The sequence below is a fragment of the Megasphaera hominis genome, from assembly GCF_014269395.1.
GTDB classification, from domain to species: Bacteria; Bacillota; Negativicutes; order Veillonellales; family Megasphaeraceae; genus Megasphaera; species Megasphaera hominis.
On record NZ_JACOGK010000009.1, the window covers coordinates 62,228 to 87,300 of the forward strand.

A 25,073-nucleotide genomic window follows, 5' to 3' on the forward strand; every position below is an offset into this window, starting at 1 on the left:
CTATGGTAGAAGAAATGAAAGATGAAGAACTGCATTCCATACTCGTTCCCGTTGATGGCTCAGAGCCATCACGACGGGCCTTACACAAGGCAGTATACATTGCTGGCCATTGTGGTGCGTCACTGACTCTTTTGAACGTCGTCGATTTGAACAAGGAAATCAATTCCTTTGAACAGGTCAGTACCGGCGGCTACGTGCCGTCTGAACTCAAGGTAAAGGGCTATGAGCTGCTTACAGAAATGGTCCGCGACGTACCGCGGAACATGCCCTTGCGGACGGTCGTCAAAATTGGCGATCCAGCTAAGACGACTGTGGAATTTTGTGAAGAAGAGAAGTTTGACCTGATTATTATTGGCAGCCGCGGCTATTCACGGCTGAAACAAATGATTTTGGGCAGTGTAAGCCAATATGTCATCCTGCGCTGCACCTGCCCGGTCATGATCGTACGCTGATTTTCTCATTTTATTTTCATCATTTTCTCATTCTTTTTTAATCTGGTACTCATCCTTCTGTTATGTTTTTCTTATATACTCAACGTAATGATACCGGCCGGAATAAGGTATGAAGGAGTAGATTTGTGAAACAGAAGAATGAAATCAACACGATTTTACAATATGCGGAAAGCAGCCGGGAATGGGCCGGACCCTTACAATCGCTAGGTGCAACAGACCAGATTCCTGAAGCTATGACCACCTCTGTAAGTTATTTATGCCGTCTGGCTTACGTCTATTTACGGGCTGCTCTTTGGGGCCATGATTATGAAAAATACATAGGCCTGACCTACGAAGCCTTACGCCTGGCCAAGAAATGCCAAACCCAGGATAAGGAGTCTATGAGCGTCCGTTGCGCTGCCTATGTCTATTACAGTGAGTATTTACAGTACACCCCGATCAGCAAGAAATTTCCCAGGTGCCAGCGGGAAAAGCGTGAGACATACCTTACAAAGGCCTTTACCTGCTATGAATACTTGCTCAAACAGGATGCATCCTTATATGATTCATTCCGCTATGCGTACCTCTTATACCGGGCAGCAGAAGACTTTTGCCTGACCTGGCCTATGACTAAGCGCAAGCGGCTGAAGGAAGAAGCCTTCGCCCAATTCTCCCAGATCCTGCGTGGCTGGAAAGAGCTGTCGTCAGAAGACCAAAAGCGGCACGAGCGTCTCTTTCATAAGACGTGCTACAATATCGGCCGGTGCGGACTGGCACTTTTGCAAGGCCAGTCGTGGCTGCAGAAGGAATTCCTCATGGTCCTTGCCTCGCCGCCTAAGGCGGCCAAACAGGCAGAACGCAAGCAAATCCTACGCTGGGTTCTCTATGGCCTGGAAGAGGCCCGCAAGGGTGCCGGACTGCCGGAAATAGCAGAAGATCTGGTAGCCGTAGCGCATCAAAACCAGCCCTACCCGCCACAGTCCGGGGACATTTATTATTCTCTTGGCAAGGCCTATGAATGCGCTGTGACTCTTAGGCTGAGTGATTTGCCTCACGACGATACAGAACGGGCTGAACGCTACTATACATATGCCTGTGAAATCGACAGGCAGCGCCGTTTGGACAAACAGCCTGTTACAGGCTTTACTCATATGTATGCTGCCTTGTTCCGTCTCTATTACAGCCAGCGGGAATTAGAAAAATTTGCCGCTGCGTGGCAACGCTATGGGGCAGATATTCCCTTTACAGCCGATTTGCGGACCATTTGTGCCGTGCGCTGGTACTTTTGCCGTGGCGAATATGACCGGGCCAGAACGGCCTTACAGAATTATATAGACGATGCCAAGTGGTTGCCTGGATTATCGGAGAAAAAGACACAGTCTCTTATGGACATGATTGATACAGCCGATAGTGGCAGTGCCCACGTCGTAAAGGGTACGTACAATGAGTATCAGATGAGATTTTTCCAGCGCTTGGCAAAGCAGGCACAAGCCTAAAAATAAACTGGCTATTTTCCCTTCTCCATGCTATAGTATAAAGAAACCAAAAAGAGGGGAATGTGATAGTATGTCTAAATTAGTCGTTGTCGTCCAATGTGATATTGTCTGTAAACGCTGCGCCGGGTACGGCTGTATGAAAACCTTTTTTGACCGGACCGGTCCCTTTGCGGATTATCCGGCAGATACACGGTATTTACCGTTTACGTGTGGCGGCTGCTGTGGTGCCGGCTTGGCCGGCAAGCTGGAAGATCTGACACGTAAGCTGAGACGGTACCAGGAAAATAAGGAGGATGTGGTCGTTCATTTGGCTTCGTGTCTCGTTTCTGACAACTATCACCGTCCGCCCTGTCCGTTCCGCAAGTATATGCACGATATTATCGAACGTAAAGGCTTTCCTGTCGTCTTGGGATCGTATGTTTCCAAAAAATCCACCGAAAAGAGAGCCGCAGGTATTTACAAAGAATGGAATGGCTAAGTCCCTTAGCGCAAAAAGCATCCGTCACTTTGACGGGTGCTTTTTTTGCCTTATCAAAAGTTGTTCAAAAACGCATATATTATGCATTGACCGTAGAGAGAATAGTACTCTTCATATCGTTGAAGTGAGAAATGAAGATACAAATTAGGATAGGTAAATTGTAAAATGCCTGTAAATGCATATTAATTATGTATATACTAATTATTATCATATATACTATATCAATATTATATTTGATAAAATTAAATTATTATGGTATAATAAGTGAGTAAAATACATAAAAATGCAATTCTACCAGGCACGATAGGTCTGCCGTTATTCACCTATGCAGTCATACGGGCCTTCTAGATATCAAGGGAGGAATTCTATGAGGAACCGACTGGAGCGGCTACGCTCTCTTACTACATTTAATACCTGGATTACGATTCCGGGACTGCTCATTATAGCGGCTGTCGTTATTGGCTGCGCCTGTTTCCCTGCTACGACAGGGGCTTACCTGGATGCAGCTAAGCAATGGATCACTACATCCTGGGGCTGGCTCTTTATTTTGGGCGTCTCGTTTTTTGTTATATTTTTACTCGTTCTTTGTGTCAGCAACTTGGGCAGTATCCGCCTGGGAAATGATGATGAAGAACCGGAATATCCTTTTTTCTCGTGGATTGCCATGTTGTTTGCCGCCGGTATGGGCATTGGTCTCATGTACTTTGGTGTAGCAGAACCGATTTCGCACTATGCCATGCCGCTTCATGAAGGCTTATCGGCTAACGCCCAGGCAAAAACGGCTATGCTCAACACGTTCTTTCACTGGGGGATTCATGCCTGGGCTATTTACGGCGTCCTCGGCCTGGCCCTGGCCTATTTTGGCTTCCGCTATCACGTGCCCCTTACCGTACGCAGCGCCTTTTATCCGCTCTTGCGGGATAAAGTAAATGGTCCTATTGGCATCTTTATCGATGTTGTTGCTTTGTCCTGTACGATTTTTGGTATTACGACGACATTGGGCTATGGTTCTATGCAGCTGGCCTCAGGCTTCAAGGAAGTAGGACTGATCAGTGAAGCTCATATGGGCACGCTGATCTGCATTATTATCGTCTTTATGACCTGCGCCATCCTTTCTGCCATTTCCGGTGTCAGTAAAGGCGTGCGCTGCCTGAGCGAAATCAACCTGGGCCTGGCCTTATTTCTCATGCTTTTTGTACTGGCAGTAGGCCCGACGATTATCATCCTCAACGATTTTACTGAAAACCTGGGTGCGTACTTGTCCAACATTATACCGCTCAGTTTCCGCACCTTTGCGTACGATCCGCAAAACGAAGGCTGGTTCACGTCGTGGACCGTCGTTTACTGGGCCTGGTGGATTTCCTGGGCACCTTTTGTCGGTATGTTTATCGCCAAGATTTCCCGCGGCCGGACCGTACGGGAATTTATCTTGGGCGTTCTTCTGGTGCCGACGGTATTCAATCTCTTGTGGATGACTGTCTTTGGGAATACGGCAATCTGGGCAGATCAGGTCAATGGCGGCACCCTTTCAGCCATGGCCAGCCAGACGGAAGCACTCTTGTTTACGTTCTTGAATTATTTGCCTTTCAGCAAGATTACATCAATTATGTCCATTGTGATCATTACGCTGTTCTTCGTCACATCTGCCGATTCGGGTATCTTCGTCATCAACGGGATTGCCTCGTCTGGTGGTATCAAATTCCCTAAATGGCAGAGTGCTTTTTGGGGTATCGTCTTGGCTGCCCTGGCTATCTTATTGCTTTATACAGGCGGTTTAGGTGCACTGCAGGCCACGACCATGGTTATGTCCCTGCCGTTTTTAGTGATTTTGATCGTCCTGTGTTTCTGCCTGCTTAAAGGCCTGGTCATCGATGAAGATTACTTTGGCCGCGGTCTCTCGGCGTGCACGTCCTACTGGACAGGCTCGTTCTGGAAGGATCGCCTGAATTCCATGGTCAGCCATCCGGATCTGAACAACGCCAAGCAGTTCATTCAAGAAACTGCCGTACCAGCCTTTGAAGAGTTGTCCGAAGAAATCAAGAAGTACGGTGTGGAAGCCAAGGTACATTACGATGTCATGGGACCGTTACCACGGGCCGAATTCGTCATTGAACAACCGTCCATGCGCAACTTCATTTACGGCATCCAATGCGAACGTAACGCTGTGTCGGAATTTGCCGCCAATAATGATTCCATGCCGCAAATCGACGATAATATCATTTATATCCCTATGAGCTACTTTGCCGATGGCCGCATTGGTTATCCTGTACGTTACATGAAAAAGGATGAATTGATCATCGATGTCCTGCGGCAGTACGATCGCTTTACGAAACTCGCAGCTGATAAAAAACACTTGCTGTTCCTGTATGAACCGGAAGACTAGAAGAGAAGAGCTGACGTTACAAAACGGGCATACTGTGACGTAAAGAATACAATTCGATTAACTGCACCAAAAAAAGCTGTACCAACAAGAAACTTCATTGTTGGTACAGCTTTTTATCATCCCGTACAAGAACTGCAAATTAGAAGCGACGAATCAAACCCTGGACTTTACCAAGAATATGGCAAATGTCCGTGTAGATGGGTGTGTATTCCGGATTTTCCGGCTGCAGGCGAATCCGTTTTTCTTCGCGGAAATAGCGTTTTACTGTGGCATCATCGCCGATGAGGGCGACGACAATATCTCCGTTTTCCGCTGTTTCCTGCTGGCGTACGATCAAGAGGTCTCCGTCTTGGATACCGGCATTGATCATGCTGTCGCCGACGACGGTAAGCATGAAATGATCTTCACTGTTATCACCGAGAAAATCGGCAGCAAAAGGATAAACATCTTCCACACATTCTTCTGCATAAATAGGCATCCCTGCCCGTACCTGTCCCAACAGGGGCATAGGCACGATCTTTTTGGAACGCCAAGAACCTTCGTCCAAGAGTTCGATGGTTCTGTTTTTCGTCGGATCACGACGGATAAAGCCTAATTCTTCCAACTTATTCAGATAGCCATGGACTGTCGAAGTAGAGCACAGGCCTACGGATTTGCAGATTTCCCGTACCGAAGGGGGATATCCATATTTATGTACGCATTCGCGGATATATTCAAGAATTTGGCGCTGTCTCGTAGTCAAATCTTTTTCTCTATTCTGCATCGTAATCACTCCCTAGTGTATTTGTTCTTATTATACCGTATATAAGGGAAAATTTCAAACGTTTGTTCAGAAATTTTTCATTTTGCTATTTTTGCTCTTGACGGAACGTGCGTTCGTCGGTATAATAGAGACATCAACAAACAAGTGTTCATAAAACGGTAGTTCTTGAAACATGCGTTTCTATGTAAACTGCTCTTTTTACCCGAGGTGACGAACATGAAAAAGAAAAGAAAAACACAGAAAAATTGGCTTAAAACAGGGAAATATGCAGTGTTGACAGCAATCCTTCTCTTAGCTGTAACCCAGCTGGGCATGACCTATCACACGAATGATCAATATGTTCCCATCCGTGTACAGAACGGAGATACGATTTGGCAAATTGCTTCTGTTGCCGCTGATAATAAGACCGACGTTCGCTCGGTTGTCAACGATATTATAGAAACGAACCATCTGAATCACGATCAGCAAATATATCCGGGCCAGACCTTACAGATTCCTGTTACGGCCAGCCGGGCAGATACGGTGCGGCAAACCTTTGCTGCTCCGTAAGCAAAAAAAGCAGGCGGTTCGTTCTACCGCCTGCTTTTTATCATAATTAGGCAGAATACCTCCATCCTCTATAAGTGGGAGTATTCACTTCTTGCCGCCTGTGATTTTAAAAATTGGATTATCGATGAGGCGGTCTGCTTCATCGATATAACGCCGTACAATGGCCTGGGATTTATGCCGCGTTTGCCGCATGATCTGCCGTTCTTCTACATGCTGCATAGCTGCTGAGGTTGCAAAGCCGTGACGCAGACTATGAGCTCCGTACTCATCAGGATTCATGCCCATAAGACCAACGTAATGCTTGACGATGAGGGCAATACTCTTGTCGGAAATACGGTTCTTGCGGATCGTATGCGCCTTTGTAAAACCCCGAAAGACTGGTCCTGTCGTAATGCCACTCAGATCAAGCCAATGCTTCAAGGCCGTGACAGCACAGACTTCCTTGTCGTCGATATAAGGAATGGCAATCATTTGGCCTTGGTCAAACTGGTCTGTCTTAGACTTACGCAGGGTAATCAAAAGGCCTAAGCGCGTAAAATTCAAATCTTCGACGTCGAGGCCGGCGATTTCTGAACGCCGCATGGCGCCATAAAAGCCGATGAGGAGAATCGCTCTGTCTCGCGCCTGGAGGAGCTCATCGCCGTCGATACACTGGAGCATTTCCTTAATATCGTCAAAGAGAATGGGCGCCTTGCCGTGCTGGAGCGTTCCCTTCATACGCTTAATACCACGCAGGGCATTGCGGACGAGAGGACTGCGGCACGGATTCTTGTCACTTAAACCGGCTGCTTCGTAGTTTTCCGTTAGCGCTGAAATACGTCGGGCAATCGTATTGGCCTTGGCGTTATCAGCCAGATCATTGATATAGTTGACGATCGTTTCCGGTGCTGCTGGGAAGTATGATTCTTCATGATAGATACACCAGGCGCAAAAATCCTTCCAATCTGCCCGGTAGGCATCGATTGTATTATCAGCCCGGGCAATGTAAATGCTTTGCCGGGCCTTGTCTGTCAGTTTTTCGTTTTGTGCCACTACTTCCGGGCGGCCAATATAAAAGTGTTCCATGCCATCTTTTGCCATAAAAAGCCTCCTTCTCAAGGGAATATATATGCAGAACAGTCGTTCGTCGAGGCCTTTTAGTTCCTCGCTAAACATGTGTTCTATATATTTTCCTTGCCATGCCGGAAGAAATACGTATTTTGAGCTTTCTTAGTATTATTTCTTCCGATAATTACAATTGCATCATAGCACGATACAGTAAGGTATTTCAAGGGATAAAACAAACTATTTCCTATTTTGATATTATTATCGGAATAAAAAAAGAGGTGTTCATCGTGTCGCGGACATACATAGCCATCGATCTGAAATCATTTTATGCCTCTGTCGAGTGCCGTGAGCGAGGCCTCGATGCGCTGACGACACACCTCGTCGTCGCCGACGCCAGCCGTACAGATAAGACCATATGCCTGGCAGTATCCCCGTCCCTCAAGGCCTATGGTGTACCAGGCAGACCGCGCCTCTTTGAGGTCATCCGTCAGGTCCGTGAACTGAATGCCAAGCGCCTGCTGGCAATTCCCAATCACGTCTTTACCGGCGCTACGACAGACGACATGCTCCTGCGCCAGCATCCGGACTGGCAGCTCGACTACATTACGGCCGTGCCGCGCATGTCTTTATACATGGCCTATAGCACGCGCATTTACCAGATTTATTTGCACTATGTGGCGCCAGAAGATATTCATGTCTATTCCATTGATGAAGTCTTTATGGACGTCACGGCGTATTTGCCCATGTACGGCCTAACGGCCCGGCAGCTTACCGAACGGATCCTCAGGCATGTCCTCAAGGAAACGGGCATTACGGCAACGGCTGGCATTGGCACCAATCTCTATTTAGCCAAAATCGCTATGGATATTGAAGCTAAGCACATGGCACCGGATGCCAATGGTGCCCGCATTGCCGCACTGAATGAATACACGTACAGAGAAAAGCTTTGGCTCCATCAGCCCTTGACGGATTTTTGGCGCATCGGCACAGGCTATGCTGTAAAGCTCATAGAAAACGGCCTTTGTACGATGTACGACATTGCCCGTTGTTCCTTAGAACACGAAGATTTCCTGTTCCGCCTCTTTGGCGTCAATGCCGAGCTCCTCATCGATCACAGCTGGGGCTACGAACCGTGTACGTTAGCCCAGATCAAAGCCTACAAGCCACGCCAGCACAGCCTCGGTGCCGGACAGGTGTTGCATTGCCCGTACGACACGGAAAAGGGCCGTCTCATCGTCTGGGAAATGACAGACCTTCTGTCGTTAGATCTGGTCGATAAACAGCTTTTGACAGAACAGCTCGTCCTGACTATCGGCTATGACCGAAAAAACCTGCATCAGCAGGATATTCCGTATACAGGGCCTACTGTCTGCGACCATTATGGCCGGCGTATTCCCAAACATGCTCACGGTACAATCCACCTGGGCTACTACACATCATCGTCTAAGGCGCTGGAAAAAGCCATGCTGCAGCTCTACGATAAGATTATTACGCCAGGCCTTTGGATCCGCCGGGTTCAAGTTGTCGCTGCTAATGTCCAGAAGGAAACGGAAGTGACTAAGGCTGCTGTCTATCAGGCTGTCGATCTCTTTGCCGCTCCCAAACCGGCAGGAATGATCTTGTACGATGATGAAACGCGGGAACGGAAACGCCAGCGGGCTATTCTGCAAATCCAAAAGAAATATGGTAAAAACGCCCTCATCAAGGGCCGCAACTTTGAAGCAGGTGCCATGACGCGGGAACGAAACGGCCAAGTAGGGGGGCTAAGGCATGAAACCGGACAAATACCTCGTACAATTTCCCTACAGTGGCATCCGCCGCCATCAGGCCATGACCCTCCAAGAACGGGCCGCCCAGTTCGCCCCCTTTGCAGCCCTCACAGGCTATGAAGAAGCTATTGCAGAAACGGGCCGCTACGTAGCAGAACGACAAATCCTCTCAGACGAGCAAAAAGCCGAGCTGGACCAAATATTACAGCAGTTGGAAAAAGAAGATTTGGCACACACTCCCGTAAGGATTACCTATTTTCGGCCAGACCCAAATAAGCCAGGCGGGACATACGAAACACGGACTACCTGTATTCGGCGTATTGACTATACGCAACACATTCTATACCTGAAAAATAACGTAAAAATAGATGTTTGCGACATCTATGGATTGGGATTAGAAGAAGAATAGAATTAGAACAAATGTTTATCGAGCTCGAAATCCTTTCAGTAAACATTTGTTCCTGAAAAATTAACAAATTAATTACCCAAAAACACTCCCTGTCACTATACAGGGAGTGTTTTTGGGTTATGCATACTACATTACTGCAGGTATGCTGTATGAGAGAAGTTCGATGTAACCTTAGTGCATGATGATAGCAACAGCGTACATGACCAGTGAAAGAGCAAATACACCATAGGCACCCATTTGCCAATGTCTGTACTGTTTATCCAGGGCTTTCTTTTCTTCTGCCGTAGGAGCTACCATTTCGGAACGATATTCTTCTTCAGACATGACCGGTTTCGTCCGTTTCCGTACGAAGAAGAAATAATATAAGAGACATAAGATACAAAAACCAATGTTATAGGGAAGAGCATCCATATCAACGGAGAGAACCATCAATACAGCAAATGTAACAACGCTGAAGCAGGCACCAAAGATTCCCAGCGGCGCTTTGTAATAGCGCGGCAGTTCCGGACTGTTTTTCTTCAACATGATATACGAAATGAAGCCAATAATGTAGCAGATCATCTGAGAAAAAGCGCACATGGCAGCGATCAGGGCGATAGAACCAGTCAGAATCAGGAGAATAGCGACGACACTGACGGTAATAACGGAAATATACGGATTCTTATATTTCGGATGGAGCTTACCGAAAATCTTTGGGAAGCAACCGTCTTCGGCCATAACGTACATATACCGGGATGGACCGGCAATGGTCGGATTCATAGCACCAATGTTACCACCAAAGGTAATGCCTACGCAGAGGATGATCAGTGGCAGGCCAACGATACCGGCCAGCTGTAACGACGTCGCATACGGTGCTGCCGAATCAGTCAGCATGGGCTGCGATTCCAGCGGTGTCAGACCGGTGATGAACCAGAAGAACAAGGCATTAATGGCAAAGACAATAAATGGTGTCAGCGTCAAGGCACGAGGAATGTTGATTTGTGGGAATTTGACTTCGCCGCCCATCCCAACAAGCGTTTCAAAACCGGCGAAGCACCACCAAACCATGAGGATAACTTTGGCAAAGACGAAGAAGTCGGCCGGAATCCCACTCATGAGAGGAATGAAATTTGCGAAATCTACATCCTTTAAGACGACGCAGAACCAGATTGCCGACATAGTCCAAAAGAAATACATAAAAGCGTTTTGTACTTTACCTGTGAATTCGACGCCCCGGTAGTTGATATAACCAAATACAGCGATGCAAACGACAGCGGCTACGCGATCATCAACATCATAGGGAATACCGATAGAAATAAGAAGCCATTTAAAATAACTGGCAAAGGCTAAAGCGCTGGCACCAGCAATCCCAATCATGGCGACAGTGCAGTTCCAGCTGCAAAAAACAGCCGTCGGATAGTTGAGTGCCCGTTTCGCATAGGAATAGGTGCCACCGGCAAAAGGTAAGGAACCGCCCATTTCACCGTATAAAGCGGCTGGCCAAAGAACCAATAAAAACGAAATAATCGTTGCGACGATGATGGAACTCCCAACAATACCTACCTGCGATGAACCAACGGTAAACAAACCGACACCAATGATCGATCCTGCGGAAATGGTGATACATTCCGGTAGTCCCCAGGCTCGCGTTAAATGCTCTGTCGTTGCCGGAGATGTTTCTGTTGAGTTTTGCATAATCTGTACCCTCCTAATATGAAATCAGCAATCGTAAAGATCGAGAAATAAAATACCCTGTCGTGCCAACAGGCTGCGTGACACTCGTATTTATGCTAGGGCCACATGCCCATGGCGAAGTGATGGGCTGTAATACAGTTTTAAGAGAATTAGTCGTGCCACCCAAAATGACCGCCTATTGTGTGCGCTTACGTGCAGGAGCATTTCGTTTCTTTTCTCATATCGATGTTAGCGAGCTGACAGACCAGACCGTTCCCATGGGGCAGTGGGTACCGAATCTGGAAAAACTATGCCAGCCCATGCGCTATGCAGAATCGTTTCATGAAAGAAATATCATTTTACAACGCTTCGTAGACAAGCTTGACGGCAAGTGTTTTTATATCAACGAAAAATTACAGAAAAGCATCGATTTTATAAAAGATCGTGAAGGTATCCTGAAAATCCAAAGCCTCGCAGATGAAGTAGAATGTACAACCCGCTATTTAAGCCGGATTTTTCTGCAACATGTCGGTGTTGCTACCAAGATGTATTGCCAGATATATCAACTGAATGCGTCTCTGCAATCTATTTTGGAAACCCGTCCCAAATCACTTTTGGATACATCAATTACCTATGGCTATGTAGACCAGACGCATATGAACCGGGTCTATCGCAAATTTCTCTTTTGTACAGCTTATGAATTAAAAAACTATGGCTTAAAAGATATGAGCCGCATTGAAAGGCTAATGGATCCAGATCCATCTATGCTCGAATTCAAGCCCCCTTATTTTCTCCGTGCAACTACCTTGTAGTGGCGCTTTACATATAGCATGCCCTGTTTTGGGTCGTGCTATTTTTTTGCCATTTTTGGCAGCATATCAAAAATATATAGTAGGAGGGATTGTAGAATGGAAAAAAAATATTACTTAGGCATTGATCAAGGCACGACGGGTGTTACGGCTATTCTTTTTGACCGCCACTGGAACCAGGCATCCCGCGGATATTGTGAAGAAAAACTATTTTATCCGCAAGACGGGTGGGTCGAACATGACGCTGATGACGTCTGGCAGTGTGTACAGCGGGCAGTCTTTTCAGCTATGGAACAGGTAGGTGCGACGGGCAACGAAATTATCAGCGTCGGCATTGATCACGAAGGAGAAACAGTCGTACTTTGGGATAAGAAAACCGGAAGGTCCGTATATCATGCTTTAGTATGGCAAGACAGAAGAACTGCAGAGTATTGCGATACAATACGGTCAAAATATGGTAAGATAATTAGTGAGCGCACTCATTTACCTGTAGATTCGTATTTTAGCGCCACCAAATTACAGTGGCTGTTACAGCATGTAGAAAACGCATCGTCATTATTGCAGCAAGGACGCTTATGTGCCGGTAACATGGATGCCTGGATACTTTGGAAGATGTCTGGCGGCAAGATTCATAGTACAGATGGTTCGACTGCCTCCCGTACTATGTTGTATGATGTTCAAAAACAGGACTGGGCTGAAGATTTGTTGGAACTCTTCGGTATTCCCAAGCAAATCATGCCGACCATCTGCGACAGCAATCATGTCTTCGGCAATACGGATTCGGCTTCCTTCTTAGGTATTGCTGCGCCCATCAGTGGTGTTTTAAATGACCAGCAGGCTGCTTTATTGGGCCAGGGCTGCACCATGCCCGGTAAAATCAAGACAACGTACGGTACAGGCTGCTTCATGTTTATGAATACGGGCAATTATATCGTCGATTCTCAAAACGGCATCTTGCCAACGGTTGCCTGGCGTATAGACGGAAAAGAAACATACGCTCTGGACGGAGGCGTATATATTTCAGGTGCAGCAACACAATGGCTGCGTGACGGTCTGCAGATTATCGAAGCAGCTGCCGATACAGATGCCATTGCCAGCAGTATAGACAATACAAATGGCGTGTACTTTGTGCCCGCTTTTACAGGTTTAGCGGCACCCTACTGGGATTCCTACGCCCGTGGCATGATGATTGGCATTACGGGCAGCACAACCCGGGAAGATATCGTCCGGGCCACGCTGGAATCGACAGCCTATCAGGTCAAGGATTTGCTGGATGTCATGGAAAAAGATACACAAAGCAAAATTCCCTTGATGCGCTGCGATGGTGGCGCCAGCAATAATCAGTTCTTAATGCAGTTCCAATCCGATATTCTGGGTATCCCTGTCGAAGTACCTGTCGTCAAAGAAACGACAGCCTTAGGGGCAGCCTTTATGGCCGCCTTAGGCATTGGCGAATTCAATTCCTTAGATGACGTAAAATATACGTGGAAATTAGAACGCCGGTACGAACCGACTTTCAAACAGGACCAACGGGAATACATGCTTCGCGAATGGCATCGGGCCGTAGAACGGTCCCGCAATTGGGCTGTAAATTCGTAAAATGTAAGGATGTTATAAATAATGAAAAAATATTACATGGGTATTGACCAAGGTACAACAGGTACGCGAACGTTATTATTTGACCGTGCATGGAATGTCATTGCCAGCGGTTACGAAGCGTTGCCTGTCATTTCAGAAAAAAAGGGCTGGGCAGAACACCAGGTGGAAGACATTTGGCGTTCCGTACTAGGTTCAACGGCCAAGGCCATGAAGGCTGCCAATGCGGAAACGGACTCTATCTTGTCCATCGGCATTAACCATGAAGGGGAATCGGTCATTGTTTGGGATTCCCGAACAGGTGAGCCTGTCTACCCTTGTATTGTTTGGCAGGATAAACGTAACGTCAGAGAAATTGAAGAAATTGCCTGGCAATATAACGACCAGGTCAAAGAAAAAACAGGACTCATGGTCGACACCTATTTTAGTGCCGCCAAGTATGCCTGGATTATGGCACATGTGCCCAAAGCAAAAGAATTAATGGAAGAAAACCGGCTCATGGCCGGTACTCTCGACACGTGGCTCATTTGGAAGATGAGCCACTGCCGGGTGTACGTCACAGAACCCTCAACGGCGTCGCGTACCCTCTTATACAATGTAAAAGAAAAGAAATGGGATGATGAGCTAGCAGAGATTTTTGGTTTACAAGCTGATGTGCTGCCGGAAATCTGTAACAGCGCCCAGATCTATGGTGAAACGGACCCCCTGGATTTTTTAGGTATCCAGGCTCCTATTGCCGGCATCTTAGTTGACCAGCAGGCCGCCTTAATTGGCCAGGGCTGTATCCATCCGGGTATGATCAAGACAACCTATGGCACAGGCTGTTTCATGCTAATGAACACCGGTAACGTATGCGTTGATTCGCAGTATGGCCTGCTGCCTACCGTAGCCTGGCAGGTAAACGGCAATACGACATACGCCTTAGATGGCGGTGTCTATACGACCGGGGCGGCTACTAAATGGCTGAGCGATTCTCTCCAAATCATGGAATCACCTAAAGACAGCGAAGCCTTGGCGAAATCTATCCCCGATAACGGCGGCTTGTACTTTGTACCGGCTTTTAATGGCCTGGCCGCTCCTCATTGGGACTCGTACGCCTCGGGCATGATGATCGGCATCAATACACATACGACACGAGCGCATGTCGTACGAGCTGCCCTGGAAGCGACGGCTTACCAGGTAAACGACGTCTTAGCATCCATGGCAGGGGATACGTCTATTCCCATCACCGTCATGCGTTGTAATGGTGCAGCGACACAAAACAGTTTTCTCATGCAATTTCAGTCAGATATCTTAGGGATCCCTCTAGAATTACCTGTTATTGAAGAAAGTACGGCTTTTGGTGCAGCTTTTATGGGCGCCGTAGGCATTGGTGACTATGATTCGTTGCAGGCTATTGAGGAATTTTGGCAAGTCCGCAAGGTCTATGAACCATCTATGCCGGCTGATGAACGCGATGCCTTGGTCTATGAGTGGCATAGATCCGTGCAACGAGCTAAATTTTGGATTGAAACGTAGGCTAGCTGGAATGCATAGATATTAGTAGTTCTTGTTTGTACCAATTTCATTGTTACTCCTTATACGGGGCTTTATAATACAATTATCAAAGGAATATCAAAGGAACAAACCGGTTGCATCCTATTGATTAAATTGTGCAAAAGTATTTATTTTCCGTATAGGAGGCAGTTTACAATGAGTATGACAAAATTATTCAGCCCTGGTCCCGTAATGGTAAAAGATAATGTTCGCCACGCCCTTCTGCACTATGATATTTGTCACCGTAGCCCCGAATTTGAAGAAATGTTTCAGGATACGCAAGCAAAAATCTTAAAGTTATTCCGGGCAGACGAATCCTATTACAGCCTCGTAGTTTCCGGATCTGGCACAGCCAGCAATGAAACAGTACTGTCTTCCTTGTTTAAAGGTGACGAAGCCATCCTCTTAGTACACAACGGTGTCTTTGGCGAACGCTTGCTCGAACTCATCGATAAATACAAGATTCCTCTCATCGATGCTGATTTCCCATGGGCCACCTTGCCTGATCTCAATGTCATCGAACGGAAACTCGCCGACAATCCCCTGATCAAAGTTGTTGCCGTCGTTTACCATGAAACCTCGACTGGTATGATTAACCCGATTCCGGAAATCGGCAAGCTTTGCAAGAAATATGGCAAGATTCTCTATGTAGACTGCGTATCGGCTGCTGCCGGTGAAGATATCGACGTCGTTCGTGACAACATCGACATTTGCACGTCCGTTGGCGGTAAATGCCTGGGTGCATTCCCCGGCAGTGCATATATCTGCGCTAAGAAAGAAATTCTGGAAAGCCTTACAGCAGATCAGTGCAAAAACGTCTATCTGAGCCTTTACAAACACTATCAGAGTGCTGTTACAGCTCACCAGACACCGAACACACCGAACGTCAACCTGTTTTGGCCGCTCAACGTAGCTCTGACCAATATTGTAGAAGATGAAACCCTCGAAGGCCGTATCGCTAGATATAAAGCCTGCGCTACTATCATTCGTGAAGGTTTGGCCAAATTAGGCTGCCGTTTCCTCCTGCAGGATCACCTGTCCAACACGGTTACCTCCGTATTCCTGCCGGCTGGCGTAGATGCGCCGACGTTCCTGGCTGAAATGGCTAAACGCGGCTATACGTTCTATATCGGCAAAGGCGATTATGGCAAACAAAACATGATTCAGGTTGCCAACATGGGTGAAATCTATGAACAGGATTGCTACAACATGCTGGAAGTATTTGAAACAGTTGTCAACAAGTTGAAAAAATAAATAAAGCGCCACAAAAAAACGCTGGTTACAGAGAATCGTCTGTAACCAGCGTTTTTGCATTAATCAACAAAATGAGAAAACTATTGAGAATGAAAAGAGAAACTACGAAATACTAAAGGAACAATACAAGCCGGCAAAGAAACTACAGGACAATATAAGACATTGGGCGCAGATTATATAAACAATAAATACAAAGGACTGACAATACGGAAAGACCTGCAGCCAAGGATTTGTTGGCGTGGCTTGTAGCTAAGACGCTGCAGTCAATTGAAGTGGCAATGGCCGCTAACAGCATAACAGGTATATTAAGTTCCGAAAAGGTTGAGACAGATCAGAGAGTAACGTGACAATAAGAAACGTCATACGTAATTTGATAGTAAACCGGAAAACAGGAGCAGTATGGGAAAATCGGGCAAAATTGGCTGAAATACCTCATTTTTTCGTTTTTAAATTACTTACGATAATTTAACGTTATCGGAAGTAGTTCTATGAACTTTTCTTCCTCCCAGGGCCTCGGCTTTGGTAAAACCGGCAAATTCACATACATGCATTTTTTCGTGTTTTTTTTGATATTCACCTATTCAAAAATTTAAAAATTTTTTTCTGCAGCCGGCCCCATGCTATTGTCAGCCTCACCGTCCTATGTAATATCCTGTCCGGTTCCTGTGATCTCGGACGTCCCGTATGACCTGAGGCGTATTTCATGTACATACAGACGCTGTGCAGCTGTATTTTTTGTCTAAAACCCTATATTTTCATAGAAATCGAGCAATTTGGCCCTTTTTAGGCATTTTAAATACTTTTAGGTGTAATTACTCACGAAGGATCATTTTTTTGAGCCTGTTTTTAGCTTATTCTTCTCTTTCATTTACATAATTGAGAATATATTGTTTGTAAATGAGAATACGGAAAATCAACCACGAAAAAGAGAGCCACTTGGGGGGTGTGGCTCTCTTTTCATGAAAGGTACCTTCTGAGGTAAAAGGGAAGAAAGAAAGTTGGAAATACAAATTTGCAATACGTATTTGCAAGTACAGTATAACAAAAGTTTCGTTATATTGCAATAACTAAACTTTATCGATTCTTCCTTTGCGTTTTATTATTTCCTTAAGCCTATTTATCAATAATTATTACAGAAAGGCTATTCCTCGTTCTGCTTGAGGAATAGCCTTTTCATCTAAACGTGGGATCCGCTAGAGGCAATGACAGCCTTAGACTTCGTACCTTTCCAACAGGGAAAGTGGGGTCTCAGAACCCGTTAGAGGCAAAACGCACAGTTACTTCACACGCGGTACGCTCTATCGTTACTGTCACGCGCTGCGCCCGAGTGGGAAGGAATTGCTTAGTCGGGGTTGTGGCGAATAACAGTACCGTGCTGTACGTTAAGGGGGGACCAATTTCTTCTTCCGAGCGCTGGTACACCCACTTTCCCCCTTGGCAAGGTACGATTTCGAATCCAGTGACGCCGCCGTGGCGGCAGTGTCTTCCCGGTCAGGAAAACCTGCGCCAGCAGCGTCTTTTTCGTTGCTTCTATTTTTTCATGCTCATGCCGGATTTATAGGCGGCGAGTTCTTTCGTCAGTACGGCTACTTGCTGTTTCAAGGCTAAGACATCTTCGGTAATGGAGATTCTCGACCGGGTTACGCTGCTCGTCTGGCCGAATTTCCAGCTGATGCCGAAGTTCATCATGTTTTCTCCGCCATTGAAGGAACCGCCGATACTGAACATCATATTTTCGTTCGGGCGATAGAATGCGCCGATGGCCACGGCATTAGCATTACTGTAATTGCCATAGGCTGCAGCGAAATCCCATTTATTATCCGGGTCAAAGTCCAGTGGATGGAGTCCGGCCAGGGCGGCAGCTCCGGCACCAACGCGATTGATACGGGAGTCCAGCTTGCTGATCTGGCCGCCGAGATTGGTAATGCTCTTCGTATTCAGGCCTACTTGGTTATCCAAGGCGGTGATATTTTCAGCAGCTGTATTGGTTTGCCGGATGTAATGACCGTCGGCCTGGACCCGTGTTTCCTGATACACTGTGTCCCCGCTGATCAGCTTCGTATCACCTGAGGCTACCTTGCCGTCGGCTTTTACATTGATAGTGTATTCGTCCGCACCAAATTCATTCCCCTGGGTGGTAAGCGTCACATTTTCACCGGCTTTGACAGTGCTTCTCGTATCATTACCCTCTGCCGCCATGGCTACGACCGCTTTCAGCTGGGCAACGTTTACGGCATCCGTATCGGCTGTCCCGGCTGCTACGCCAATAATTTGACGGGTAATGCCATTGGGCGCATCCCCTACGGCAATAGCGGCGGCTGTCGATTGCCACGTACTATCCAGCGCACTCGGCGCTGCTTTTTCAGGTTTTGCACCCGTTTGGACCGTACTGGTGGGACGATAACCGATGACGCCTTTATCGACGGACGCTACGGAACGACTGCCCAAGGCGACGGAATCCTTCAAATCCGCTTTGGCCTTAGAACCCAAAGCAACGGCGTTTTTTGCTTTTTCACCAGTCAGGCCGCCGGCAGCAGCAAAGCTGTTTTCTCCCAAGGCCTCACTCCTATACCCTAAGGCGGCAGACGTACTGCCAATCGCCCGTGCCCGGAAGCCATAGGCAAAGGAGTTCCAGCCTTTGGCGTTATTTTGTAGTTTATGCCTGCCCTCTGGCGTAGATACATCTGCATCCCCTTTATTTCCGGCTTCCGAATAGGCGCCGCCAGCAAAAGAATAGGACGCGTAAACGTTATTTTCCAGCCCAAAGGCAAAGCTGCCGAAGGAGTAGGCCCGATTCTCATAGCCAGTCGCTAAAGACGCATTGCCATAAACCGTATTATAAAGCCCAATGCCGGTAGAATCTTCGCCATCAATCTGGTTGTTAGTACCAATGGAAGCAGACCGTTCATGAACCGTACTGTCTCCCTCGGACGTTTCCTGTGCGCCTACTACCAGATAGCCATGAGTGCGCAATTCGTCATTGGTGTTGACACTGCTTACGTCAATCGTTCCGGATCCGTTACCGGACGTGCCCATCAAATGATTCACCTGTAACACGTCTTTGCTCACCATCAGCCCATGGACAGTGACGGCCGGTTTATTAGGATTAAGCGCACTGCCATCGGCTTTTTTTCCGTTCACGATCAAGGTGCCCTGAATCACGGCATCCTGAGCAGCAATCGATGTATCCTCAGCGAGGACCAACGAACCGCCCGTGCAAACCAGGGCCACACAAAGAGCTGCCACTACCTTACTGTATCCTGTAGTATGCCTGAGAAGCTCCGGTCCCACAATATATCTGTTTTTCACCTTGCTCCAAACGACCCTATATATCTTACTCATGACACAAACCCCTTTCTACTCTCTAACCCGTAAGCAGGTCCCTCCCCGGTATGTTCATTTCTTAAAAAACGAAGCTACCAGTACGTATACCCGTTGCCATGACTGCCTTCCCCGCAGCTGGACAAGCGTATAAAAATCTCCCAAATCATCCGGCAAATCTACCGGTAAATAAGCTCGTATAAGAAAAGCGCGTAACTAAAATATTAGAAATTATGATTTAATTTTGCGTATAGCAAGCCAAATTAATTTCCATTGTGTCATAAAGATAACATGTCATCAGAACTTTATCTATAGTTTTATTATATTGTAAAATGAAACATTTTAAATTACAACTATACTAAAGTATATTAATTTTTATTCTGAATTATAACTTATTTACATAGATTAATTTAAATAATATACATTTAACTGGTAAAAATCAGTATATTTAATGCAAAAAATCAATTATGCCCCTAAAATCAGGCCTTTTGACTTTTATATATCTCAACTTTCGTATAATAAAAAACTATTAAAAAATTAATAAGCACTACTATAAAATAAAAATAAAAAAATAGGCTTGCTATTATAAAATCAGATGGATTTTATAATAGCAAGCCTATAAAATGACTTTCTCCGAGACCGGATAAAGTACAGTGAAGCCGGGATAGAGGTTGAATCCGCAGGAATGCCCTCTTCAGTCCCAGCTCCCTACAGGTGGCGCCTTTTTTAGAACGCTCTGCTTACAGTTGCGCTGTAGGTCACGCCGCGTTGGACGCCTGTCCAGCCTGTGACGTGAAGGTCAGCGCCCCAGTTGTGTTCTTTGTCTATCTTGCTTTGCCAGCCGATTTCCAGGAGGGCGCTGTGGCCTTTGACGCCGGCTGCTGGGGTTTCGAAGGTGCCATAGCGGGCTTCAGCGTTGTCGCCAAATTCGTAGTTCCAGGCGAGACCTGCATAGTACGACGTCGTCGGGCTCACGTCTTTCGTCCAGCGGAAGCCCAGTCTCGTGCGGTACGAATCTACACTGTCAAAGTCATATTGCGATGTACCGAGGTCAGAATGCACCTGTACACTGTCGCTGCCCAAGTGGGTCCAGAAGACCTTGCCGTAGTAGTCGATGGAGGTCGTGTCTTTCTTGATGATCTTCCCTGCTCCCAGCATGGCGCTGAGGTAAGGAGCGCTGGTGTCGTAGCTGGTCAGGTGGTTGTCTATTTGGCCGTGGAAGTCGCCGTTGGTGCGGCCGGCGCGGACCATGGCTTCGTAGTGGAGGCCGTTCGTGAGGTCTCTGCGGGCCAGGAGACCGGCGCCGATGTAGCGCTGGTCTCCGTCGCCTCTGGCGCCATCGTCGAGGTGGCTCGTGTAGTTGCCGTTACCGTATTCTAAGAAGGGCATGAGGGTGTCCGTGTGGCCATTTTGGCTGGTTCGTTTCACGAATCCCAGGTTGGCGTTGAGACCGTAGGTATCGACGTAGGAGCCTGTGTCAGCACGCAGGTCGTGGCCGCCTACGACGAAGTAGGGCGTGAAGTCGCCTTTAACGGCGTTATCGCCGTTCCAGGCCGTGAGGGCGCCGTCGTAGGCGGCAGTAGTGGCAAAGTCGCTGCCGGTATTGACGAGGTTTACGGCTGCGGCCCGGTCTTCGGCGAAGAGCTTCGTGTCGGCGTTCAGGGTCGCTGTCGTGTCTTTAAGGATGCCGATGACGATGGTGTTATCGTCTTGTTTCCAAATGGATGCCTGGCGCTGTACGAAGCCTGCGTCTGTGACGGTGTCTTTGCCGTCCATCATGGCGTAGGTGGCACCGTCGGTGATGAGGCCCTTGGCATCATAGATGAGGTTGATGACCTGGCCTTCGCTGAGGTTCGTCGCTTCTTCTACGCCGGCCTTTACCGTGGCGTCCGTCAGGTCTGCTGTATCTGTGACGGCGAGGACCGTGTCACCGGCGGCGGTGCCTGCCGGGACGTAGAAATTGTAGTTCTGGAAGTAATCCACATTGGCGACGCTATTTCCTTTGGCGTAGACGTTTAGCGTGTTGCCTTTGCTTTCGGTTTGGCCGATGCCGCCGGAGAGGGTCAGGTTTTCCCCTACTAAGGCTGCGTAGAGGTTGACCACGTTGTCGTTGGCCGCGGCCGAGTCGGACTGGCCGCCGATGATGCTTTTATTCACTGTGCCGCCGTAGTAGTTTACCGTGTTGTTGTTGGCAGAGCCGCTGACATAGTCCGTGGTAGTGTAAGATTCATCAACCTCTCTCTTCTCTGCATTAAAGGTATAAATCACCTTAGTAATTCCAAACTTTTGTGCGTAGCCGCCCCAGAGGGAATCGGCCGTACCGCTGATCATGTTGACTGTATTGTCATTGGCCTTGCTGGTGGAAACAGTCGGATCTGTAACGGTTGATGAAAAGTCTTCTGTTGATGAGATCATTGGAACTGACCATCCCACAGAATTATACAGGCTGCTTTCCAAGCCCGTAACACCACCATAGGCATTAGTTACGGTGCTTTCTGTCAGGTTGACTGTATTTCCTGTGGCCGTGCCAAAGCCGGCGGCACCACCATAGACGCCGTAGGCGTTAGAGTTTTTCTGCAAGGTCACCGTATTACCTGCGGCTGTGCCTTGGAGCGCAAACCCGCCGACGATATCTCCAACGGTAAAGAGTTTCTCACTGCTGTAGCCAGTTACGGTGCTGCCTGACAGTATAACTGTATTATCTACAGCATGATCCATTAATCTATACGCACCTGCAATATCTGAATCGTAATAGCTGACAGATGAGCCGCCCAGGACGTTGCCGGTGACGATGCTGTCTGTTAAGAAGACCTGGTTATTTTTTGCTGTGGCAGTTGTAGAGAAGGAATCGTTTTTTGATTCAGCATCATCATAAATGACAGCGAAGGCGGCACCGCCCACGACTTCATTTGCCTGGTAGTGATTCAAAGAAACAGTATTATTATTGGCGCTGAAGGCTTCCGTATAGGTGCGTGTAATCGTACTATCTTCAGGTGCACTATCGAAATAAATATTGGAATCTGCATAACCGCCATAGACATAGTCGACGCAGGCTAGCTGGGGCGTGGCGGCAGAGCCAATCAGAATCGCTGTATTGTCATTGGCTTCACCGAAGAACTGTGCTCCCAGGTTGTCAGACTCTATAGTTATACTAACAAACGAGTAGCCACTGTTGACGCCGGCAGAATGAGTATTATAGCTACCATCAGAGTAATGGACATTATAATCCGTCAGGCCTGCCATATACACATCCTCCAAGTAAACTTTGTTATTATTAGCGCTGGCAGATGCCCGGCCATCGCTGTTCATAAGCCCGGCTTCTCCAAAGCCGCCAGTGATGTCATCGTTGATGGCAACGCGCTTCAAGCTGAGGGTGTTTTCGTTGGCATTGCCATTATCCGTACTGCCACCGTATATAGGTGCGTATGCATCGCTGCCGCGATGTGAATTAAAAGCCATGGACTGTACGGTCACATTTGCCTTAGCGTTTTCGCCGCTGCCGCTGAGGGTCCCTTCCAAGCTGACCGTATTACCATTGGCATCGCCATAAGGTGTGTAGCCGCCCCATATTCTGTGATACTCCACCGGGTCTGCCAAATCATAAGTGATGGTCACGGTGTTGTTATTGGCGTCAGATGGCTTCGTATAGGTGTTCGCATCGAGGCCCACGCCAAGCTCGTTCACAATTTTCTTTATATAGCCGCCGGCGATATAAAGGCCGCCTACGGTGCTGTCCTTCAGCGTGACTGTATTATTGCTGGCTTCGGATGCAGGAGTTACATCGCCGCTTGCATCAAGAGAAATGTAGCCGCCATAAACACTGCCTGTGTATTTCTCAGCATCTCCATCAATTCCTAACGCTGCTTCATCTAATCCTGTCTTTACGGCAGCCTTGTCTAGCTCTACGGTATTCCCGTTGGCCGTACCGCCGCCTAGGGTATAGCCGCTGTAGACCCTGCCCGTGACAGAGCCTGGTGCGGTGATGGTCACGTGGTTGCCAATGACATTGTCCCCTTCTTTTGTGCCTTGGCCGCCATAGACGTCGGTCGTTACATCGCTGGTAACAGTCTTGGTTTGGTTCGTGATGTCTTCTGCGTAAAGCGGCATCGTGGCCATGGTCGTAGTTAGGAGTGTAGCCATGATGGAGGCGTAGAGTATGGTGTGCTTTCTTTGCATGATGATTCCTTCTTCCCTAGAAATGCGTTCCCCCAAAACGCGAATCGAAACGATTGCAATACTTACATGTTTATTATAACAAAAATTGATACGTTTTGCTAATATGTTATAGACGAGGAAAAGGAAAGCCCCGCTCTCTGCCAGTGCTGTGTTAGGACTGTGGAGAGCAGGGCTTGTGAAGATGGAGTGGTTGCAGGTGAATTAGCCGGTCTGGTCTGCGGCGCTTTGTGGTACAAGGATTCGGGAATCGGTGTTTACGTGCGTCACGTTACAGGTCTTTAAGGTATCTTCTTCTGTCACCTAATGGTGACGTCATTGATCGTTCATCGGTGGAGGTTTTCTCAAAACGCTCTGGCCAGTGATACGCCATACGTCACGCCGCGTTGTTTTCCGGTCCAGGCTGTGGCGTGTAGGTCGGCGGCCCAGGGGTTGTCTTTTGTAATCTTGCTCTGCCAGCCTAGTTCTACAAAGCCGCTGGAGCCTTTCATGCTGGGGCTGGGGGTGTTGAAGTTGCGGTAGTTGGCTTTTGAGTCGCCGTCGAATTCGTAGTCCCAGCCTAGGCCGGCGTAGTAGGCGTTTTTGTCGCTTTGGTGTTTGGTCCAGCGGATGCCTAACCGTGTACGATAGGAGTTGATGGCGTCGAAGTCGAAGTTCGTCTTGCCTAGGGAGTTGTGGATGGTGGCGCTGTCGCTGCCTAGGCGGGTCCAGATGAGTTTGCCGTAGTAGTCTATGGTGTTGCACTGGTCAACAAAACTTGGACACTAAAATCTAAAAAATTAGAATCAGAAATATAATTTGACGCAAAGTTGAACAGTACTTTTTAATAAGTTGGACACTGCCTGAGGTAAGACTTTCGCCAGAAAGTTAATAACCCAGGCAGTCCTTCCACTTGGCAAGTATCATTTAGCCAGCCAGATTATATCCGGTTTTGGCTTATGCCTCAATGATAAACCGTTGACGCGGATGCCTTCGGCATTCATTGACCCATAAGCCCAAACCGGAAAGACTGCAATTAGGCCAAATGAAAAAGCGATAAGGGCTTAGTCCTTTTCGGGTGCATACATTTCCCGATATTGTACGGGTGTGAGATATTCCAGCGCATAGGCTGGGCGCTCTTCGTTGAAGAACCGAATATACTGTTCGACTTGTCTATCAATGTCTTCATTGTGCGTAATATGGAAATCTACGAATAGTTCTTCCTTAATCCAGCCATTGATGGACTCCATCGAAGCATTATCTGTAGGAGTGCCGGCTCGTGACATAGAATGCGTAATATTATACATGGGCAAAAGTTCGTTGTACGCTTTTGAAGCATAGACAGAACCCTGGTCACTATGAAGGATGAGTTTTTGATCCGGGTATTGCTTTTTGAACTCGATGACGTCATGCAATCCATTGAGGTA

The 25,073-nt window shown here is 47.5% G+C and carries 18 protein-coding genes; 11 read left to right on the forward strand and 7 right to left on the reverse strand.

Annotated features, from left to right (window positions below; all coding sequences use genetic code 11):
- Positions 1-2: 2 nt before the first annotated feature.
- The 4 genes from H8J70_RS04555 to H8J70_RS04570 all read left to right on the forward strand — a co-directional run bounded on the left by H8J70_RS04555 (position 3) and on the right by H8J70_RS04570 (position 4,788).
- The gene (locus tag H8J70_RS04555; RefSeq protein WP_186502677.1) at positions 3-452 is read left to right on the forward strand and encodes a universal stress protein; all 450 of its coding nucleotides are present in this window, start codon (positions 3-5) and stop codon (positions 450-452) included.
- A gap of 125 nt (positions 453-577) precedes the next feature.
- Entirely contained in the window at positions 578-1,927 is a 1,350-nt protein-coding gene (locus H8J70_RS04560; RefSeq protein ID WP_186502678.1) for a hypothetical protein, read from the forward strand.
- Positions 1,928-1,997: 70 nt separating this feature from the next.
- Entirely contained in the window at positions 1,998-2,405 is a 408-nt protein-coding gene (locus H8J70_RS04565; protein WP_186502679.1) for a CGGC domain-containing protein, read from the forward strand.
- Positions 2,406-2,772: 367 nt separating this feature from the next.
- A complete protein-coding gene (locus tag H8J70_RS04570) occupies positions 2,773-4,788 on the forward strand; it encodes a BCCT family transporter (protein WP_186502680.1) in 2,016 nt (671 codons plus the stop codon).
- A 139-nt stretch (positions 4,789-4,927) separates the two neighbouring features.
- On the opposite strand, the gene lexA is transcribed toward H8J70_RS04570, so the two are convergent.
- The gene (gene lexA, locus H8J70_RS04575) at positions 4,928-5,551 is read right to left on the reverse strand and encodes a transcriptional repressor LexA (protein ID WP_186502681.1); all 624 of its coding nucleotides are present in this window, start codon (positions 5,549-5,551) and stop codon (positions 4,928-4,930) included.
- Positions 5,552-5,767: 216 nt separating this feature from the next.
- Here lexA and H8J70_RS04580 point away from each other — a divergent pair, with 216 nt between their 5' ends.
- Positions 5,768-6,100: a LysM peptidoglycan-binding domain-containing protein gene (locus tag H8J70_RS04580; RefSeq protein ID WP_222433576.1), complete on the forward strand. Its 333-nt coding sequence runs from the start codon at positions 5,768-5,770 to the stop codon at positions 6,098-6,100.
- An 84-nt stretch (positions 6,101-6,184) separates the two neighbouring features.
- On the opposite strand, the gene H8J70_RS04585 is transcribed toward H8J70_RS04580, so the two are convergent.
- Entirely contained in the window at positions 6,185-7,180 is a 996-nt protein-coding gene (locus H8J70_RS04585; RefSeq protein WP_186502683.1) for a site-specific integrase, read from the reverse strand.
- A gap of 254 nt (positions 7,181-7,434) precedes the next feature.
- On the opposite strand from H8J70_RS04585, the gene H8J70_RS04590 reads away from it, so the two are divergent.
- Positions 7,435-9,036: a Y-family DNA polymerase gene (locus H8J70_RS04590; protein ID WP_288201733.1), complete on the forward strand. Its 1,602-nt coding sequence runs from the start codon at positions 7,435-7,437 to the stop codon at positions 9,034-9,036.
- Complete coding sequence (locus H8J70_RS04595) at positions 8,918-9,325, forward strand: hypothetical protein (protein WP_186502685.1); 408 nt, start codon at positions 8,918-8,920, stop codon at positions 9,323-9,325. Before H8J70_RS04590 ends, H8J70_RS04595 begins: the two co-directional genes overlap by 119 nt.
- 171 nt (positions 9,326-9,496) lie before the next feature.
- Here the strand turns inward: H8J70_RS04595 and H8J70_RS04600 are convergent, their stop codons facing one another.
- A complete protein-coding gene (locus H8J70_RS04600; protein ID WP_186502686.1) occupies positions 9,497-10,999 on the reverse strand; it encodes an APC family permease in 1,503 nt (500 codons plus the stop codon).
- A gap of 47 nt (positions 11,000-11,046) precedes the next feature.
- Here H8J70_RS04600 and H8J70_RS04605 point away from each other — a divergent pair, with 47 nt between their 5' ends.
- The 4 genes from H8J70_RS04605 (at position 11,047) to H8J70_RS04620 (ending at position 16,173) form a co-directional block, all read left to right on the forward strand.
- Positions 11,047-11,790 (forward strand): helix-turn-helix domain-containing protein, encoded by a 744-nt coding sequence (locus tag H8J70_RS04605; RefSeq protein ID WP_343068686.1) that lies wholly within the window; start codon positions 11,047-11,049, stop codon positions 11,788-11,790.
- A 96-nt stretch (positions 11,791-11,886) separates the two neighbouring features.
- The gene (glpK, locus tag H8J70_RS04610; RefSeq protein ID WP_186502688.1) at positions 11,887-13,386 is read left to right on the forward strand and encodes a glycerol kinase GlpK; all 1,500 of its coding nucleotides are present in this window, start codon (positions 11,887-11,889) and stop codon (positions 13,384-13,386) included.
- 21 nt (positions 13,387-13,407) lie between these two features.
- Positions 13,408-14,901, forward strand: coding sequence for an FGGY family carbohydrate kinase (locus H8J70_RS04615; protein WP_186502689.1), 1,494 nt, complete (start codon positions 13,408-13,410; stop codon positions 14,899-14,901).
- A gap of 174 nt (positions 14,902-15,075) precedes the next feature.
- Positions 15,076-16,173, forward strand: a complete 1,098-nt coding sequence (locus H8J70_RS04620) for a pyridoxal-phosphate-dependent aminotransferase family protein (RefSeq protein WP_186502690.1) — start codon at positions 15,076-15,078, stop codon at positions 16,171-16,173.
- 1,530 nt (positions 16,174-17,703) lie between these two features.
- Here the strand turns inward: H8J70_RS04620 and H8J70_RS04625 are convergent.
- From H8J70_RS04625 to H8J70_RS04640, 4 genes are all read right to left on the reverse strand, one after another.
- Positions 17,704-19,419, reverse strand: coding sequence for a YadA-like family protein (locus H8J70_RS04625; RefSeq protein ID WP_186502691.1), 1,716 nt, complete (start codon positions 19,417-19,419; stop codon positions 17,704-17,706).
- Positions 19,420-20,220: 801 nt separating this feature from the next.
- Positions 20,221-23,670 carry an autotransporter outer membrane beta-barrel domain-containing protein gene (locus tag H8J70_RS04630; protein ID WP_186502692.1) on the reverse strand — a complete coding sequence of 1,150 codons (3,450 nt, stop codon included), beginning with the start codon at positions 23,668-23,670 and terminating at the stop codon, positions 20,221-20,223.
- 341 nt (positions 23,671-24,011) lie between these two features.
- Positions 24,012-24,401 carry an autotransporter domain-containing protein gene (locus tag H8J70_RS12840; protein WP_186502698.1) on the reverse strand — a complete coding sequence of 130 codons (390 nt, stop codon included), beginning with the start codon at positions 24,399-24,401 and terminating at the stop codon, positions 24,012-24,014.
- A 309-nt stretch (positions 24,402-24,710) separates the two neighbouring features.
- Positions 24,711-25,073, reverse strand: a 363-nt coding sequence (locus H8J70_RS04640) for an integrase core domain-containing protein (RefSeq protein WP_186502693.1), incomplete at its 5' end; no start/stop codon positions are given.